We start from the raw sequence: 17,094 nt of genomic DNA, 5'->3' as shown, positions 1-17,094 counted from the left end.
ACCCACTCGGCCTGCTGATCACCTTGCGGGAGCGACAAGGCGACCGCCATGGGGCGGAACGTCTGGTTCGCGAAGCCATCGACACCGGAAACACCGACCCACTGACGCTGCTGGTCACCTTACGGGAGCGACAAGGCGACCACGAAGGGGCGGAACGTCTGGTTCGCGAAGCCATCGAAACAGGAAACACCGACCCACTCGGCCTGCTGATCACCTTGCGGGAGCGACAAGGCGACCGCCATGGGGCGGAACGTCTGGTTCGCGAAGCCATCGACACCGGAAACACCGGCCCACTGGACCTGCTGATCGCCCTCCGAGACCACGATAGCGACCACGACGGCGTGGAACGTCTGGTTCGCGAAGCCTTCGACACCGGAAACACGGGCCCACTGACGTTGCTGATTACCCGACGGGAGCGAAAGGGCGACCACGAGAGGGCGGAACGTCTGGCTCGCGAAGCTGTCAACGCCGGAAACACCGGCCCACTGGACCTGCTGATCGCCCTCCGAGACCACGATAGCGACCACGACGGCGCGGAACGCTTGATCCGGGAAGCTGCCGACGCTGGAAGCACACTGATCCGGTGGCACATGGACACGTTGCGAGAACAGATGGGTAACGGTGAGGTGGCCGAACGCCTCGCACGTCAGGTCGCTGACGCGGGAGACACGCTGAAATTGACGGTTCTGGTCACACTGCAGGACGACGCGGAAGACCCCGAGGGCGCCGAACGCTTGCGCACATGGTTGCGCCAAGGACTTGACACCTAAGACGCGTAGGCACAGGTCCGAGGTTTTCCGGCCGAACGAATCGAGTCGCCCACCGCTTTGGCCACGGCGGGCGTAGCGTCCGCGTGCCGGGCTCGTGCCTGATCACCGGGTTGGCCGACAACGACCGCGGCGCTCATACGCCCGCTCAGTCTGAGGGAGCCACGCAATCTGATTAACAGTTGGCACGGCTGCGGTTGCTGACCGAACTCCACACCCACCCTGCGATGCCCGAAGCTCTGGTTGTAGTTCTGGTTGCATTCGTGGGCGTCCGGCAGCGTTCACAACACCGGCAGCCGAGTGCTCCGTCGCAGGTCAGAACGCCAGTAGCCCCAGTCGAACGGGCAGATGAGCAATTGGAAAGCGTGTTGGGTTCACACCCTCACGAGTTCGAATCTCGTATCCTCCGCCAGCCCTAACAGGCAAAACGTTGCCCCCGGTCGCTCTGCGGCCGGGGGCAACGTCGTTGTCGGTCTCGGTTTCTGCTGTGGGCCCGAACCGCCTTGTGCGTGCTCGGCTGCCCCTTCGGGGGCGCTGCCGAAACCGCTCCCCGGGCGCCGGGCGTTCCACTCGGCTCGACCACATGGAGAGCGCGCGAGCGGTGACGGGAGGTGCTTCCCGTGTACGTGGGGATCAGGCGGTGCCGACCATGTGGCCGAACCACGAGGGGTCCGAATGTGAGCCGTGGTCCTCGTGCCATTGCGGCTCGGCCGAAACGACGAAACTGGTCAGATCTTCGCCGAGGACATACAGCCGGCCCGGCATCGGCCGGTCGCCACAGATCCGTTCCACTTCGTCGTATTCGATTTCCCGGCCCCGGCGGATTTTCAATCCGTCGTAATAGGGACGGAGCAGCAGCGAACTCACTGCACTGAAGTGCACATCGATGCGGGTTTCCGCAGAACTGCCGCGAGTGCTGCGCAAGAGCAGCCGACAATGGCTGACTGTATACGCCCAGACTTTGAAGTAGCGATCCGATACGTACATGACCGACGCTGCGGACTCTCCACTCACGACAGACTCTTTCACGAAGCTACCATTTCGGCTCGGGTACGTTCACTACATTTCCACGGTCGTCATAGAACGTAATATTACTCCAATCCAGATTTTCCATCTGTACCTGCAAACCTATCTGGCGCATCTCCCACTCGGTGGCCCTCCAATTGCTCCCACCGCCCGCCTGATACGCCTTCCAGAATTTGTCACTCGGATTATCGCCGTCAAAATCCTTCAAGGTGACGGCTACTTTCCCGTTGTTACGCAGAACATTGGAGACCTCGGATTGCCAAAGGCCGATGGGCTGTCCATTCACCTGGCCGACTACGGCCCTGTATTGGTCACCGGTGAAAGTGTAGCCCCCGGGTATGCTGGCAACCAAAGCCTCGACGTGCGGCGTGATCCCCAGGGCCATGGTTCCTTCGCAGATTTGCAGCCCATGCGGATCGATCCAGTACAGTGGATTCAGGGAATATGCATGCGGAGTCGGCCCTGCCACCAGGCCCAGCGGGTCTGCGGTTTGAAACCCGCCCAGTGCGGGTGAGAAATATCGAAACCAGTTCTGGCTCAGTTCACTTTCCGCGTCCCGATATTGCCCGGGAAACGCCAGGGGGCAGCCGACGCCTTCCTGCGGCGCGACATCGATCCCCCAGAGGGTGGTTTTCGCCTGCCAAGCCGTGGCGCCATCCTCGGTCACCAGTCGGCTTGGTGTGCCCACCAGGTCCGTGACGATGGCGTAGAAGCGGTCGTCGAACCCCGCCTGGCCGTTGATCTGAACGAGAGGGCGATGCGTGCCCGGTTCGTACTCCCACGTCAGGCTTCGCCCGTCGGCATCCTCTTCGACGACGCGAGGGCCGTCCCAGGTAAAGTTCGTCTTTTCGGCGACCGTGCCGTCTGCGGCCATGCGCTGCTTTGCAGTGCGCCTCGCGAGCGGGTCGTATAAGTAGACCCATCTCGTACCGCCCGGGACGGTGAGTTCGGTCAACCGGTCTTCGGCGTCGAACGTGTAGGCCCACACCTTTCGCTTGCCGGAAAGCGTGTGCCGCCATTGCCGGATGATGCGGCCTTGGGCGTCGTATTCGTAGTGCGTGCGGCCCGCTCGCGTGATCAGGGAGCCGGATAAATCCCGGTCGCCTTGGGCGTCGGTGTCCTCGCCGGGCCAGCTGCCGTGCGTGAGATTGCCTGCGGTGTCGTAGGCGTAGCGCTCGGTCCAGTGGTCGGCATGGACGGCGGTGACTCGACCGATCTCGTCCAGGCTGTAGGTCTTGAGACCCGTGGTGGTGTCGTCGACGGAGGTGACGTAGCCGTCGGAACGGTAGGTGTAGCTGCGTCGGTGGGCGTCGTGTGCGGCCAGTTCCGGGCTGAGAGTGGCCCTGATCTTGTCGACGGGGACGCCGACCCTCGTGGTCTGCGTGGTGAGGCGAAAAAGTTCGTCCCACTCCTGGAGGAAGGCGACCGCCGGGCCGAATCTGCGTTCGGTTTCGCGGCCTGCCGCGTCGTAGGTGAAGGCGAGTTCGTGGTCGTCGCTCTGCAGTGACGCCGGTTGCCCGCTCGCGTTGTAGGTCCAGGTACCTGTTCGCCCGGCGGGCGTGGCCCGGGATATTCGTCGACCGACGGCGTCGTAGGTGTTGGTGAGGGTGCGGCCGTTGCTGGATTCGGTGAGCACCCGCCCGAGTCGGTCGCGTTGGAGAATCAGTTCGACGTCGGGGTTCGCCGCCTGGATGAGGCGGCCTGTCGAGTCGTATCGGTAAGTCGTGGTGCGGCCCGTGGCGGTGTGACATTGCTCGACGACCAGGCCGAGTGCATCCCGGCGGTAGGTGACGCCTTCGCCCGCGCCGTTCGTCTTCTCGACGAGGTGACCCGCGCGGTCGTGCGCGTAGTACAGCGTGCGGCCGTTGAAGTCGGTTTCCGCAATCAGTCGGCCGGCTTCGTCGAACTCGTAGGTCCAGACGCGGCCCTGCGGATTGGTGACCTTGGTGAGGCGTAACTCGGTGTCGTACGCGAAGGCGTGACGGACGCCGTCCGAAGTCGTCTGCGACGAGGTGAGGTCGAAGCAGGTGGACTCGTACCTGGTCAGGGAGCCCGCCCGGTCCCGATGTGCGCGGAGATTGCCCTCACCGTCCCACGTCCACGACTCCCTTGACCCGTCCGGTAGTTCACGCCAGGCGGGCTTACCCTCCACCGTCCAGCCAAGGCGGGTGACGTGGCCGAGCGGGTCGATCACCTCCGTCGGGCGTCCGAACGCGTCCCGGGTCATGCGGGTCACCGCCCCGGAGGCGTCCTTGACGGTCACCGGGAGGCCCGCCAGATCGCACTGCACCCGCGTGTTGTTGCCGAGAGCGTCGACGACGCCGGCCAATCGACCCAGGGCGTGGTACGCGTACTGCGAGACGGCACCCGTCGGGTCGGTGCGGGCGAGGAGATTGCCCGCCTCGTCGTACTCGTAGCGCCATGCCGTGCCGTCCACGCCGATCGCCTCGACCGGCTTGCACCAACCGTTGTAGACGATGGTCGAGGTCAGCCCGTCGGGCCTGGTGACGTGGGTGACGTTGCCGAGCGCGTCGTAGCGCAGGCGTGTGGTCCGCCCCAGTGCGTCCGTCCGCGAGAGGAGGTTGTTGTACGCGTCCCATTCCTGCGTGACCGTGTTGCCGAGGGGATCGACCTCTCGCACCACCTGGTAACGCTCGTTGTGCTCGTACGAGCTGGTGCGGCCGAGGGAGTTCGTGTGCCGCGTGACGTGCCCGTCGTAGGCGAACGTTCCGCTCAGGAAGCCGTCCTTGCCGACTTGACGAACGCATCTCCCCGATGCGTCATAGCAGTACTCGTACCAGGTGCCGTTGCGATCGGTCCAGGACGTCAGACGGTGCGTGTCGTCGTAGGTGAAGCGTTGTGACTCGCCGGACGAGTTCACCACGCCCGCGAGATCGCCGGCCTCGTCGTAGTCGTAGCGGACCAGTTCGGTGGAGGTGTCGCCGTCGAGCAGGTGCAGCGCACGAACCCGACCCGCTTCGGTGTCGACCGCGACGTGGTACCCGCCGAGGTGCTCGATGCGGACCGGATTGCCGTCTTGGTCGTAGTGGAACTCGACGCGGTTGAGGTTGCGGTCATATATCGCGCGCAGCGGAATCACCGGCGTACCCGAGGTATCCGGCGTGAAGTACAGAATCACACCCGATGCGGGTTGGCGGATCGCGAAGCCACCGCCGGGAGTGTGGTCCCAACTGAGCGGCCAGCGCGGACCCGAGCCCGGCAGCACCTCCTCGCCCGGGCGAGGCACCGGGTAGCGAAGGGTCAGGCCCTTCGGTGACGTGTAGACCACGCCGTCCGCGCGCAACTCCAGGCGCTGGTCGAGGGTCGACGCCCAAGAGGGACCGAACCACCGACCGCGTCGATGGGACGAGATGTGTCGGCGTTCCAGCACGAGTGGCAGCACGCCCGGCAACGTAAGGTCCGTCGTCGACAGCAGCACGTCGCCGGTGACCACGTCCACCGGATCACCGCAGGAGGTTCGGCATTCCTCCGGGCGTGAGTCCTTGTTGTCTCCGGGTTTGCCCGGATGGTCGGGTCCCTTGCTGTCGGGTCCCTTGCCACCGGGTGTCTTGACGTCCGGTCCCGGGACGTGGCCCGGCACGAGCTTGCTTCCTCCCCCGGTCGCCAACTGCAGAATCAGTTCCGGGGCCGTCAGGCCCAGTGCCTTCCACGGATTCTTGCGCCACTCGTCCCAGTTGACGCTGTCCTTCAGGTATCCGACCGGGTCGGTGAACGACTGCTTGTAGTTCGCCGCCATGGACTGGAGGTTGGTCAGATACCCGTCCGGATCCGCAGCGGCGTACGCCGGGCTGAGCTTGGCAAGGCTCGCCAGGTTCGTGACAAGACCCTGCACACCCTCCTTGAAGCCGGCACCGAACGATTTGAAGGCCGCAGTGATCGGATCGCCACCGGTCGGGGCTTCCCTGCGCCCTTTGTCGATGGCCTTCCAACAAACCTCTTCGGCGTCCTTGAGTCGGCTGTGCACCCGGCCGTACTGCTCTTCGGCGTGTTCCAACTGGTCCTTGCCGACATCGTCCTTGGGAAGGTCCAGGACGAGCGTGCCGTCCTTGACGGCCTGCTTGTCCGCCTTCCATTGGGCCGACCTGGCCCGGGCCTCGTTCGCCGCAGGGATGACCTGGTCGGCCACCTCGGCCTGGGCTCCGCGCAGCACGCCCGCGTATGTGCGCAACGCGTTCGCGGTGTCGGCGAAGTACTTGACGGCCTTGTCCAGCGTGCCCGGCAACTTCTTCATCGTGTCCGTGAAGCCCTCGGCGGCCGGGCCTTGCCAGGTCCCCGGCTGAGCCAACTGCTTCAGGCGGCCGGAGCCGTTTGCAGACGCGGACACGTACTTGCCGAATGTGTCGGCGAGCGCCTCCAGGACGACGGGATCGCCCGGGATCATTTCGGTGGCGACCGGGCACTCCGGGATCTTCATCTTCTTACTCATCGCGACCCGCCACTCATTCCGGCGATGACTACCGCGTCGGCGGAGCGCCGGCGGGCGGGGCACCTGCGGGCGGTTGTTGCCCGTTCGGCACCGCGCCTTGCGGAGCACCCGCCGGAGTGAACTGCCCCCTGGCCTCGGCCTCGGCAAGGCGGTACGCGCCCACCACCCGTTCCAGCGCGTAGGCAACCGCCGTACCCTGCTTGACCACCAGGCCCATCGCGTGGCCCCAGTCGTGCACGAAGCGCTGCACGTTGATGGTGATCGCCTTGGAACCACAGCGTTCGATGCCCGCGGCCATCTGGCCGTCGTCCTTCCAGATCCGGTCGGCGACTTGGAGCGCGTCGAGGATCGGCCGGATCGTGTCGGTGAGATAGTCGGCGTCGACTCGGAAACCGCCGCCACCCGGGTTGAGGCTGCTCATCAGCGGAACCTTGCAGCGGCCGGCTCGTCATCCATGAAGTACCCCCCGGTACACCTCGGATCGCACACTGCGTACGCACACACGTACGGATCGACACCGTAGCCTGTTTTCGTCACTGACGACCCGGCTTCCACTCCAGCCCCGGTGGCGAAACGGGCGCGCTCCGGAAGGTCTTCCCCGGGGAGTGGCCAAGGGAGTTCGACGACCGGGTCGCGCCGGCTTCCCTGGGCCCGCTCGGCCCTGGCGTTCGCCTGCGGTCATGAGCAGGGCCAGGTATTCCGTGGCCCGATTCTGCAGGCGCGCACCGGCCATGGTGGCGGCCTCCGCCGGAAGTTGGCTGCGGCGGAGGGCCTGACGCAGTGGAAGCGGATCTCCCTTTCGGGTCGAATCGACGATGGGTCCGGCGAGGAAGTACGAGTAGTAGACGTCGTGTTCCCTTGTCGGCGGCTTGGAGAAGCGCGGAATACGAGCCGCGGGAAAAATGCCCGACCGCCGATCCGCAGCCGACTGCGGTGATGCGGCATACCGACATCCGATCGCAGCGGCCCAAGCCGGCGGGCCGTGCGGACGTTCGTCGCTCGTTGTCTTCTCGCCCGCCGGATTGGGGCCGGAGGGCGGGTGGTGGGGGCGTACTCGGTCGGGCGGTGGGGAGGTTGTTGGCATGGGTGCAGGTCGTTGACCGTGGGGTGGGAGGGGCGTACTCGGATGCGATGGATTCCTGGCTCGCGGACGGCTCTGGCGACTGCGGCGGGGGTCGCGGGCGAGCCGCTGGTGGCCGCCGTCATTGCGGCTGCGGTGGATGTCATCGGGCCTGCGGCGGAGCGCACGGCCGCGGTGGGTGTGCCGCGGTCGCATCTGGAGGAGTTGGCGCGGGCCGGGGCCTGTGGGCTGCTCGACTACGAGCCGATCGGCGCCGGCGGCGTGACCGGGGCGCAGGTGGTTCGCGAGGTGCACGAGGTGTTGTCCGCCGTCGACCCTGCCACGTGGTTCGTCTTCGCCCAGCACTTCGCGCTGGTGAAGGGGCTCGTCGCGAGTGGGAACGTCGAGTTGCGCGAGCAATGGCTGCCGGCTCTCGTCAAGGGTGAACGGTTCGCGACGGCGGGCTTCGCCTATCTTCGGCATCCCACGCCGCCGGTGGTCGCGGAGGGCGTCGGGGACGGCTGGCGACTTCGTGGGCGCATTCCGTGGATGACCGGGTGGGGGCTCGCCGACGTGGCCTTCGTCGGTGCCGTGACCTCGGACGATCGGGCGTTGTTCGTCGTGCTCGACTGCGCCGCGGCCGACGGCCTGGTCGCGGACGAAGGGCAGGCGCTCTGGGCCATGCAGGCCACCCATACCGCCGCCGTGGAGCTGCGGGACGTGTTCGTCCCGGCGAGCGACGTGATCGCGCTGGGGCCCAGGTCGCGGTGGATCCGCGAGTACGACGACGAGAACGCGAACGCGCATCCGGCGGTGTTCGGGCATCTGCGCGCCGCGTGCGACCTGCTGGTGCGATCCGGGCCGAGGGCGGGCACCGAATACGAGGATCTCGGCCTTCGGATCGCCGAGGAGGCCGCCCGCCTGCGGGCCGAGGCATACTCCCTGCGCGATCGACTCCCCGACGGGGAGGGGCTCGCCGCCCGGATCGCGGTCCGGGCGGCGACTCTCGATCTGTGCGCGCGTGCCGGTACGGCCTGTGTGGTCGCGACGGGCGGCCGGGCCATGAGTCACGGCGACCCGGCGGGGCGCCTGGCTCGGGAGGCCCAGTTTCACCTGATCCAGGCACAGACTCCGCAACTGCGGGCCGAAATGGGTCGGTTGATGCTCAGGAGGTTGTGAGGCGGGCCGTGCGCGCCGCGTCGGTCAGGTCTCGGACGCTTCGGTGGGCGTGTGGGTGCTTCAGGAGGTGCGTGGCCAGGCGTAGGCAGCGCTGCTCGCAGCGGGCCCGGGCATCGTCGGGTTCGATGGCCCGGAGTTCGGCGACGTGCGCCATCCCGATGATGCGGCGGATGATCTCCGCCCCGCAGAAGCCGACGGAGTCCGTGAAGATCCCCGCCAGGTGGCGCTCGCGCTCGCCCGCCAGGACGTCCGCGTCGTCGAACAACACACGCGGGTAGGCGTCTCCTTGCCGAGGTTGCTCCCACGCCGCCGCCCAACCCCGGGCGAAGCCCGTCCAGACGTCCTCGACGACCTGTAACAGCCGGGTCTGCCGGTCGGTGCGCTCGGGATCGGCGACCGTCGGGCCGTCCTGGGCGAAGTAGCCGATCAGCAGATGCGCCAGCAGCGTGCCCACGTCGAAGCCGATGGGTCCGTAGCAGGCGAACTCCTGGTCGAAGACCCGGGTGTCGTCCTCGGTGACCAGGATCGACCCGGTGTGCAGGTCGCCGTGCAAAAGCGCCTCGGTACAGGTGAGATAGCGCACCTTCAGCCGGGCGACGGCGACCTTGAGGTCCACGTCGTCGCGCAACCGTGCGACGGTGTCGTCGAGTTGGGGGCTGGTCCACCTGTTGCGGCCGTGTTCGTGGTAGATCTCGGTGAAGATCATGTCCTCCATGATCTGCGTCATCTCGTGGTTGCCGCTGAACAGGGCGACGAGGGGGCGTTTGTCGATCGCGGCGTGTGCCAGGTCGCTCGTGTGGAAGAGCGAGCCCACCAGGTATTGCGCGAGGTGGTCGGCCAGGTGCGGATAGCGGTTGCCGCGTCGCAGTCCGTCGCGCAACACGACGTGTGGGGACAGGTGTTCGGTGACCAGCAGGTTCATTCGGGAATCGTGGTGCAGCACTTCCGGCAGTCTGGCCGGGACGTGTCGGCCGTGTTCGACCAGTGCGCGGTACTCGTAATAGGCCCGGCGTGGGGTCAGTGGCCAGGACTCGCCGCTCACCCGGACGTAGGGCATCGCCTGCTTGACGCACACGCGGCCGGCGGGGCCGTGTACCGCGAAGACGTAGTTGACGTTGCCGTCGCCGATCTCTCGGACCCGCCAGCCGGACGAGTGGCCGCCCAGACGCTCGGCCACGGTCGGGATGGCGCTCAGGTAGGGCGGCAACGTCTTTTCGTCGAGCAACTCGGACGGCACGAAGTCGTTCACGATCCTCCTCGGGAAGGCGGGCGGAGACCGGTCGGTCGTACGCGGGCACGGTCGTGCGCGGCGGCGGGGCGGGGCCGGGTCACCCGATGTCCCAGTCGACCGGGTCCGGACGCAGCCAGCCGGGTCGGGGCAGCCCGAAGTGCTCCCGAAGGATGCGCTCGGCGGATTCCAGGACGCCCTGGACCGAACCGGGCCGAGGCGTCCACGAGTCGTTGACCCAGAACACCGGCTCGCCGGGCAGCGGGCGGCGCATCGTGGGGATCACCCGATCGGGGTCGTAGCCCGCGCGCCACACGGGCCAGGCACCGCCGTAGGGGTCGACGGACCAGTCCCGCCACCGGGCCGCGTCCGGCGGCGGGGCGTCGGGAACGCCGTGGATCTCGCGCACCATCGCATGCGCACTCTCCACCAACAGGCGGCCGGGCACGTCCGGGTGGTCGGCGGCACCGGGACCGGACCGGACCCGGTCGCGATAGCGCGGTCCGCCATCCGACTCGGTCCAGTAGCGGCAGGCAGAGCCGTCGGCGTAGACCGCGAGCAATGCCCCCGGCGCCTCCGGGTCGCCGTGATCGGGCGAATCCCAGTACCAGAGCTGGCGGTTCGGCAGATCCGTGGTGCTTCGCCCCAGGCTCAGCCCCAGCCGGCACCACCACGCGGTCGGATAGCGCAGAAACACCTTCACGGCGGGTACCTGGTACGTGCTGTCGAGCCCGCGCCGGAACGCATCGGTGTCGGGCGGAAACACCCCCGGCTCCAGCTTGCGCACGGCGGGCGTGGGGAGCGCGAAAACCACGCTCCGGGCGCGTACTTCGACCACGCGGGCGTTCGCCGCATCGGAGCGCAGGAAGGTCAGCCGATAGCCGCCCTCTCCCGACGCCCGTTCCATCCGTACCAATCGGTGTCCCAGGAACGTCCGGCCCCCCGCCGCCGCGAACCGTCGATGCAGCGTGGCGGGCAGGGCCTGAAAGCCGCCCCGCAGCCGCAGACACGGCCCCGTCCGCACGGCCTGGAACAGGCCGTCCAATTGTCCGGCCGCGCTGCCCCCGCACTCCCGCCGGTCGTAACCGCCGGTGTCATGGGCCAACGCCGCCGCCTCGGGGGTCAGCACCGCGTCCACCAGGGTCGCCCACGGGACCTCGTGCAGTCCCAGACCACGCCAGTTGGCGGCCCGCCGAGCCCGTCGATAGCGCGCGTCGATCACCGCGACCCGCTCCGAACTCCCGGCCCCCATCGCCTGATCGCGGCTCTCGTGCCACGCCGTGAATCCCGGCACGGCCGCCTCGGCGACGATGCCCGCCAGGCCGTCGCCACCCAGACCGCGCTCCGACTGCGCCAACAGATAGGGCAGTTGCGTGCTGTCCGAGCAGATCTCCCGCCGGCGCAGTCGGGTACCGCGGACATAGTCGAGGTTCTCCGGCCGCCCGAACCAGAACGGTTCGACATCACCCTGCAGGTCCAACCCGGCGATCAGATCGACGACGTGGTGCTCACTCCGGTCGAACCGCATCGCGCCGAACTCGGCCACCGGTCCGGTCAGATCGGGCAACGGGGACGACCACAGACGACCGCCGACCCGATGCGAGGCTTCGAACAGGGCCACTCGCCCGCCGGCCGGACCGGGTTGGCCCCGATCGCAGCCCTCCTGCAACCGCCGGGCCAGATGGCAACCACCCACGCCCGCGCCCACCACCACCACGTCCCACACCCGGCACTCCCGCCGTCGGACAGCGTTGTGACGAACTCTTGTACTACCCGAAACTATCGCCCAAACTGAAGTCGACTGATCACCGAGCGTAGACATCGGGACGGGTCGAACCAGGCACGTTCCTTGGACCACACAGCTCCGGCGACGCGCCGACCCCGCACCGCGGGCGAACGACGGTCGGCCGGAGCCGTTTCTTGTCCACGACGAAAGGTGTCCGACGATGGCATTCCGGCGGGACGTACCCACTGCGGCGGTCGAGGGTTACGGTCACATGGAGCAGTATTTCCGCGATGTACGCGCCTTCTTCGAGGTGCTCGGCGTGCGGTTCTCCATCCCCGAGTACGGCGTCAGCCTCCGGCCCATCGGCGGTCAGGCGCTGTTCTCCAACGCCAACTCGTACCTGCTCTCCGACGACAGCTCGTACCCGTTCTACCTGTGGCAGCCCACCTGGCTCGGACGCTTCTACGTGGACCCCTCCACCGTTCCGAACGGCGTCGACGCCACCGACTGCCCGATGGGCGAGGCCCGGCTCCTGGCCTTCGTCTGGCCCTGGTTGGGCTTCAACGACGCCTACCTCGGCGACGCGGCGGAGCCCGAGTGTTGGTTCGGCGTCTGTGATCCCTGTCCGGCCGATCCGCAGGAACGGGCCTACGACACCGCGGAGAAGATCTTCCAGTACTTCCGTCTCGAACGGACTCGCGAAAACGAGTTCGACGGTTGGACCACGGGCGGCTTCCGCGGTGCCGCGATGGGCTGTGATCTGACGGGCCATTGGTACCTGCGCCGGGTGCCGCTCTCACAACTCACCAGCTACCACGAGATCGAGACGAACATCGTCGCCCCGCTGGGCACCAAGTTCCACGAGTTGAGCAAGACGGCCCCCAGGACCCGGCCGGCCGAGGCGACGCCGGTCGATCCCCGGCGGGCGCGCAACGGCGATGCCCCGGTGGGGGCCTATTCGACCTGAGCCGTCGCCCCCTTCGGGTGAGCGGTGTGGCGGGCGGCACGCCGACGGGCCGGGCCTACGGGATGCGCCATTCATCGCACCGCACCGACCGCGCATCGCCCGGGAGTCGAATCACCCGGCGGCGGGCGGCGATTCAACCGCTCGGCTTGATGTTCTGGTTGGCGTGGAAGAGGTTTTCCGGGTCGTACCGGTGCTTGATGCCACCGAGTCGGTCGTAGTGCTCGCGGTAGGTGGCCTTCACCCGGTCCTGACTCTCGTCGGCGCCGATGAAGTTGACGTAGGCGCCGCCCATGGAGTGCGGGTGCAGATCCTGCCAGTAGTCCACGCACCACCGTCGAATCGTCTCGGCGTTGGCCGGGTCCGGGTCGACGCCGCCGATCACCCCGGACCACGTGGCGTCCCGGTAGCCCCACGCGCTGTCCGCCGCGTCGACCCGATGTGCGGCCCCGTCGACCGGGTAGAGGTGCATCGTGGACAGCGCGGTGGGCAGGTTCTCCCCGTACTTGGCGTGTACGTCGATCGCCTCGTCCGGGATCGCGTCGAAGAAGTCGCCGCGCCAGTACCACTGCAGACCGGCGGGGATCAGTTCGTCGAACATGGCCTGGAACACGGGGTACGGCATCGGCGCGGTGAAGTGGAACGCCGGCGGGGCAGGTTCGCGCACCGCCGCGACGGCGCCCTCGGCAGCATCCGGATCCCCGGTCCAGCACCACACGACACCGCACATCTTGTGGCCGTGGATCTCCTCGGGGAACGGCGGACCCGGCGGGACCGCCAGCAGCGCGAAGAACCCGCTCAGATCCTCGGGCGCCTGCGGCAGGAATTCGCGGTACCAGCGCAACACGTCGCGGGTCTGCTCGACCGGCCACAGGGTGACCCCGACGACCACGTCCGCCACCGGATGCAGGCGGAAGCGGAACGAGGTGACGACACCGAAGTTGCCGCCACCGCCGCGCAGGGCCCAGAACAGGTCCGGGTGCTCGGACTCGCTGGTGGTGACGAAGCTGCCGTCGGCCAACACCACGTCCGCCGCGATCAGGCTGTCCACCGTCAGGCCGTACTTGCGGGTGAGGTGGCCGTGCCCGCCACCGAGGGTGAGGCCCCCGACGCCGGTGGTGGACATGATTCCGGCGGGTACGCCCAGGCCGAACGCGTGAGTGGCGTGGTCGAGGTCGGCGAGCAGGCTGCCGCCGCCGACCCGGGCCGTCCGGGCGACGGGGTCCACCCGTACCCAGCGCATCGGCGCCAGATCCAGGGTGACCGCGTCGTCGACCAGGCACAGGCCCGCGCCGCTGTGTCCGCCGCCGCGGACCGCGAGTTCGAGGTCGTGTTCGCGGACGAAGTCGACCGCGTCCATCACGTCCCCCGCGTCCGCACACCGCACGATCGCGGCGGGGCGTCGGTCGATCATCGCGTTGTAGATCCGACGAGCCGAGTCGTACGCGGGATCCTGCGGCACCGTGATCGGGCCGCGCAACGCGCCGCGCATGTCTTCGAGGATATTGCCGTCCATGACCATCTCCCTGACGGGACGCGGACCGCAAACCCGCCCGGCCTTCCCACCGGCCGATCCTCGGTAAGCAATCGTGCGCCAACACCCCGCCGCCGTGGCCCGCAGGGTCACCGCACGCCGCGAGGCTCACCATCCAGCCTCTCGCCGAGTACACCAGGGCGCAATTTCGCGCGGGCCGCAGTCCCGGACCGCCGGTCGCCCTACGTCCGACACCGGTTGCCGCACGTCGCCAGACTGCACCAGCGGCGGCGACCGCTCGGGTCGGCGAAGAGCCAGCCGCAGTGCTCGTCGGGGCAGCTCCGGATGGTGAAGCGGCGTGGGTCCGCGAGGAGTTCGGCGGCGCTGCGGGCGGTGGCGTACAGCGGTGCGCGCAGGCCGGCCTCATCGGACAGCCGCCACCGGCCCAGGCCGTCCTCGCCCCGGGCGAACACCGCCGAGCCGGCCGCCTCGCGGGCGACGGCGGCCACCGCGTCGAAGGCGCGCGCGTCGTGCGGGTCGGTCAGGCAGGCGTACAGGTCGCGGCGGAACACCCGCGCCCGCGCGAGCGCCTCGGCGGCCCGGTCGGGACGCTCGCGGGCCCGTCGGCGCAGTGCGCGCACCAGCCGGTCGTCCAGCAGGTCCAGGTGGCCCGCCCAGACCGCGAGGGTTTCGTACCGGCGCAGCCAGTCCGCGCCCGCCTGCCCGACGCGGCCCCAGCCGGCGTACGTGTTGCAGAACTCCAGCGCCGGGTGTCCACCGGTGTTCCACGGCAACCACTCCTCGCCGACCCGCACCGCGTAGACGGGCGCCGACGGCCGGTCCAGCCGGGGGTCGGCGCGCAGGACCCGATCGTGCAGCGTGGCCAGTTCCGGTCCCGGGTCGATGCCCAGCTCGGCCACCAACAGCTTGCGGGTGTGCCGGTACACCTCCAGCGCCTCGGCCCGACGCCCGGCGCGATACAGCGCGGTCATCCGCGCCCCGACCAGCCGCTCCCGAGTCGCGAACTCGTCCACCACCGGCGCCAGATCGGCCAGCACCCGGTCGTGCAGGCCCATCGCCAACCGGGCCTCGGCCCGCTGTTCCAACGCGGCCAGTCGAAGCTCGGCGTACCGGCCGCCGAGCCGACCCCGCAGCGGATCGTCGATCACGTCGGCCAGCAGCGGACCGCGCCACAACGACAACGCACGGTCGAGCAGGCGCACCCGCTCGTCGGGATCCCCGGCCGCCGACGCCTGCTCGATCAGGTCGACGAACTCCCACGCGTCCACCGCGTGCCCGTCGGGGTCGATCGTGTAGCCGTCGTGCCGGGTGTGCACGAACAGCCCGTACGGTCCGAGCCGCGCGCGCAGCCGGGCGATGTAGGTGTGCACGGTGCCCCGCGCCCCGGCGGGCGGCGCGCCGTGCCACAGCAGGTCGATCAGCCGCGCGGTGCCCACCACCCGGCCCGCGCCCAGCAGCAGAACGGCCAGCAGGCACCGCTCCTGGCGCCGACTGCCGACCGCGACCTCGGCTCCCTCGTGGCACGCCTGGAAGGGCCCCAGCAACCGAAACTCCATGGCTGCCACCTTCCCGCACCGCGTGGTGAGAATGCGGTCAGCCGCCGGCGCGAAGCTGGACCCGGGCCTTCGCCGGCTGTCCGTCCGCCACCTCTCCCGGGAGCAACCATGCACCGAACTCTCCTCGCCGTACCGGTACTTGCCGCCACCCTCGTGGCCGCGGCACCCGCCTCCGCGGCGCCGGAGTCCTCCCCCGTCCCCGTGGCAGGCCGCTGGGAGCCCGCGCCGCCGACGCCACCGTTCGACTATCCGGCCGGTGCGCGCTGTGATTTCCCCGTGCACGCCGAAACCGTGCTGGACGAGGTGGTGCAACAGGTGCTCGAAAGCAATCCCGACGGCAGCCACAAGTGGGTCGCGTACAAGGGGCCGCTGATCGTGCGGGTCACCAACACCGCGACCGGTGCGAGCCTGGACGTGGACGCGGGCGGCAGCGCGGTGGTCCGGACCCGCCCCGACGGTTCCCAATCGTGGTTCGTGCTGGGCCCCGTCCTGACCACGTTCCGGGAGAACGGCGGCACGCTGCCACGCGGTCTGTACCGACTCGACGGGGCCTACACCCTCGACATCGACGCGAACCGCGACAAGCAGCTGACCATGCTGCACGGCACCGCCGAGAACCTGTGCCCACGCCTCGACCGCGCCGCCGGGGCGTCGTGACGAACCGAGGCGCTCCGGGCCTGCACCCGGGCCCGTCCCCGGCCTGAGGGCTCCCGGGCCGGGGGAGGTCGGATCGGGGGCTCCCGGCCCGGGCGATGCCGGCGCAAAACCGCCGGCCCGATCGGCGGGCGGATGATGAAGTGGGGCCATGACCAGCCTCCACGACACCGCCCTGACCTTCCGGGCGCTGCACACCGGTGCCGCGCCCCTCGCCCTCGCCAACGTCTGGGACGCGGCGGGCGCCCGACTCGTCGCCGACGCCGGAGCGAGCGCGGTGGCCACCACCAGCGCCGGGGTCGCCTGGGGCCTGGGCGCGGCCGACGGCGATCGGCTGGGCCGCGAGCGGGCCCTCGAACTCGTCGCCCGGGTGGTGGCCGCGGTCGACGTCCCGGTCACCGCGGACATCGAGAGCGGCTTCGGCGAGGACCCGGAGGGGGTCGCCGAGACCATTCGCGGCGTGCTGGCCGCCGGCGCCGTGGGCGTCAACCTGGAGGACGCCCTGCACGCCGGTCCGGTGCCGTTGCGGGCGGTCGCCGACCAGGTCGAGCGGATCGCCGCGGCGCGGGCCGCCGCGGACAGCGCGGGCGTCGCGCTGTTCGTCAACGCCCGGGTGGACACCTACCTGCGCGGCGCCGGCGGCCCCGCCGACCGGCTGCGCGAAACCCTCGACCGGGCGACCGCCTACCTCGCGGCCGGCGCCGACGGCATCTTCGTCCCCGGCGTCACCGACCCGACCACCGTGGCCACCCTCGTCGAGGCCCTGCCCGCCCCGCTGAACGTACTGGTCGGCCCCGGCGCCCCCACCGTCGCCGAACTCGGCAAGCTCGGCGTGGCCCGGGTCAGCCTCGGCTCGGCCATCGCCGAGGCGGCCTACGCCGTGGTCCGCCGCTCGGCCCGGGAACTGTTCGAGACCGGCACATACACCGCGCTCACCGACTCGATCCCCTACGGCGACCTGAACGCCCTCCTGGCCCGCTGACCCACCCGCA

General features: G+C 69.1%; 12 protein-coding genes. 5 read left to right on the top strand and 7 right to left on the bottom strand.

What is annotated here, in order from left to right:
- Positions 1-770 (top strand): tetratricopeptide repeat protein (locus ACFXMF_RS14420; RefSeq protein ID WP_380020646.1); only part of this gene is annotated, 770 nt, incomplete at its 5' end.
- Positions 771-1,400: 630 nt separating this feature from the next.
- On the opposite strand, the gene ACFXMF_RS14415 is transcribed toward ACFXMF_RS14420, so the two are convergent.
- The 3 genes from ACFXMF_RS14415 to ACFXMF_RS14405 are packed head-to-tail and all read right to left on the bottom strand — an operon-like array spanning position 1,401 to position 6,661.
- The gene (locus tag ACFXMF_RS14415) at positions 1,401-1,796 is read right to left on the bottom strand and encodes a hypothetical protein (protein ID WP_379987774.1); all 396 of its coding nucleotides are present in this window, start codon (positions 1,794-1,796) and stop codon (positions 1,401-1,403) included.
- A 4-nt stretch (positions 1,797-1,800) separates the two neighbouring features.
- Positions 1,801-6,240, bottom strand: a complete 4,440-nt coding sequence (locus tag ACFXMF_RS14410; protein ID WP_379987773.1) for a DUF6531 domain-containing protein — start codon at positions 6,238-6,240, stop codon at positions 1,801-1,803.
- A gap of 28 nt (positions 6,241-6,268) precedes the next feature.
- Entirely contained in the window at positions 6,269-6,661 is a 393-nt protein-coding gene (locus tag ACFXMF_RS14405; RefSeq protein WP_379987772.1) for a hypothetical protein, read from the bottom strand.
- Between the two features lie 705 nt (positions 6,662-7,366).
- On the opposite strand from ACFXMF_RS14405, the gene ACFXMF_RS14400 reads away from it, so the two are divergent.
- Positions 7,367-8,479 (top strand): acyl-CoA dehydrogenase family protein, encoded by a 1,113-nt coding sequence (locus tag ACFXMF_RS14400; protein ID WP_379987771.1) that lies wholly within the window; start codon positions 7,367-7,369, stop codon positions 8,477-8,479.
- Here the strand turns inward: ACFXMF_RS14400 and mtnK are convergent.
- Both mtnK and ACFXMF_RS14390 read right to left on the bottom strand, forming a co-directional pair.
- Positions 8,466-9,728 carry an S-methyl-5-thioribose kinase gene (mtnK, locus tag ACFXMF_RS14395; RefSeq protein WP_379987770.1) on the bottom strand — a complete coding sequence of 421 codons (1,263 nt, stop codon included), beginning with the start codon at positions 9,726-9,728 and terminating at the stop codon, positions 8,466-8,468. The two genes, ACFXMF_RS14400 and mtnK, sit on opposite strands and share 14 nt — an antisense overlap.
- A gap of 79 nt (positions 9,729-9,807) precedes the next feature.
- The gene (locus tag ACFXMF_RS14390; RefSeq protein ID WP_379987769.1) at positions 9,808-11,433 is read right to left on the bottom strand and encodes a flavin monoamine oxidase family protein; all 1,626 of its coding nucleotides are present in this window, start codon (positions 11,431-11,433) and stop codon (positions 9,808-9,810) included.
- A gap of 220 nt (positions 11,434-11,653) precedes the next feature.
- Here ACFXMF_RS14390 and ACFXMF_RS14385 point away from each other — a divergent pair, with 220 nt between their 5' ends.
- Complete coding sequence (locus tag ACFXMF_RS14385; RefSeq protein ID WP_360315918.1) at positions 11,654-12,400, top strand: hypothetical protein; 747 nt, start codon at positions 11,654-11,656, stop codon at positions 12,398-12,400.
- 133 nt (positions 12,401-12,533) lie between these two features.
- On the opposite strand, the gene ACFXMF_RS14380 is transcribed toward ACFXMF_RS14385, so the two are convergent.
- Both ACFXMF_RS14380 and ACFXMF_RS14375 read right to left on the bottom strand, forming a co-directional pair.
- Positions 12,534-13,913, bottom strand: a complete 1,380-nt coding sequence (locus ACFXMF_RS14380; protein ID WP_379987768.1) for an FAD-binding oxidoreductase — start codon at positions 13,911-13,913, stop codon at positions 12,534-12,536.
- Between the two features lie 200 nt (positions 13,914-14,113).
- Positions 14,114-15,448 (bottom strand): BTAD domain-containing putative transcriptional regulator, encoded by a 1,335-nt coding sequence (locus ACFXMF_RS14375; protein ID WP_379987767.1) that lies wholly within the window; start codon positions 15,446-15,448, stop codon positions 14,114-14,116.
- 108 nt (positions 15,449-15,556) lie between these two features.
- Between ACFXMF_RS14375 and ACFXMF_RS14370 the strand changes: the two genes are divergently transcribed.
- Both ACFXMF_RS14370 and ACFXMF_RS14365 read left to right on the top strand, forming a co-directional pair.
- Positions 15,557-16,105 (top strand): hypothetical protein, encoded by a 549-nt coding sequence (locus ACFXMF_RS14370; RefSeq protein ID WP_379987766.1) that lies wholly within the window; start codon positions 15,557-15,559, stop codon positions 16,103-16,105.
- Between the two features lie 148 nt (positions 16,106-16,253).
- On the top strand, positions 16,254-17,084 hold the full coding sequence (locus ACFXMF_RS14365; protein ID WP_360315910.1) for an isocitrate lyase/phosphoenolpyruvate mutase family protein: 831 nt from the start codon (positions 16,254-16,256) through the stop codon (positions 17,082-17,084).
- Positions 17,085-17,094 lie beyond the last annotated feature (10 nt).

Origin of the sequence: Embleya sp. NPDC059213, from assembly GCF_042754445.1 — a bacterium.
Classification (GTDB): Bacteria; Actinomycetota; Actinomycetes; order Streptomycetales; family Streptomycetaceae; genus Embleya.
Note: the sequence above shows the minus strand (reverse complement) of the source record. Positions and strands in the feature narration are given on the sequence as shown.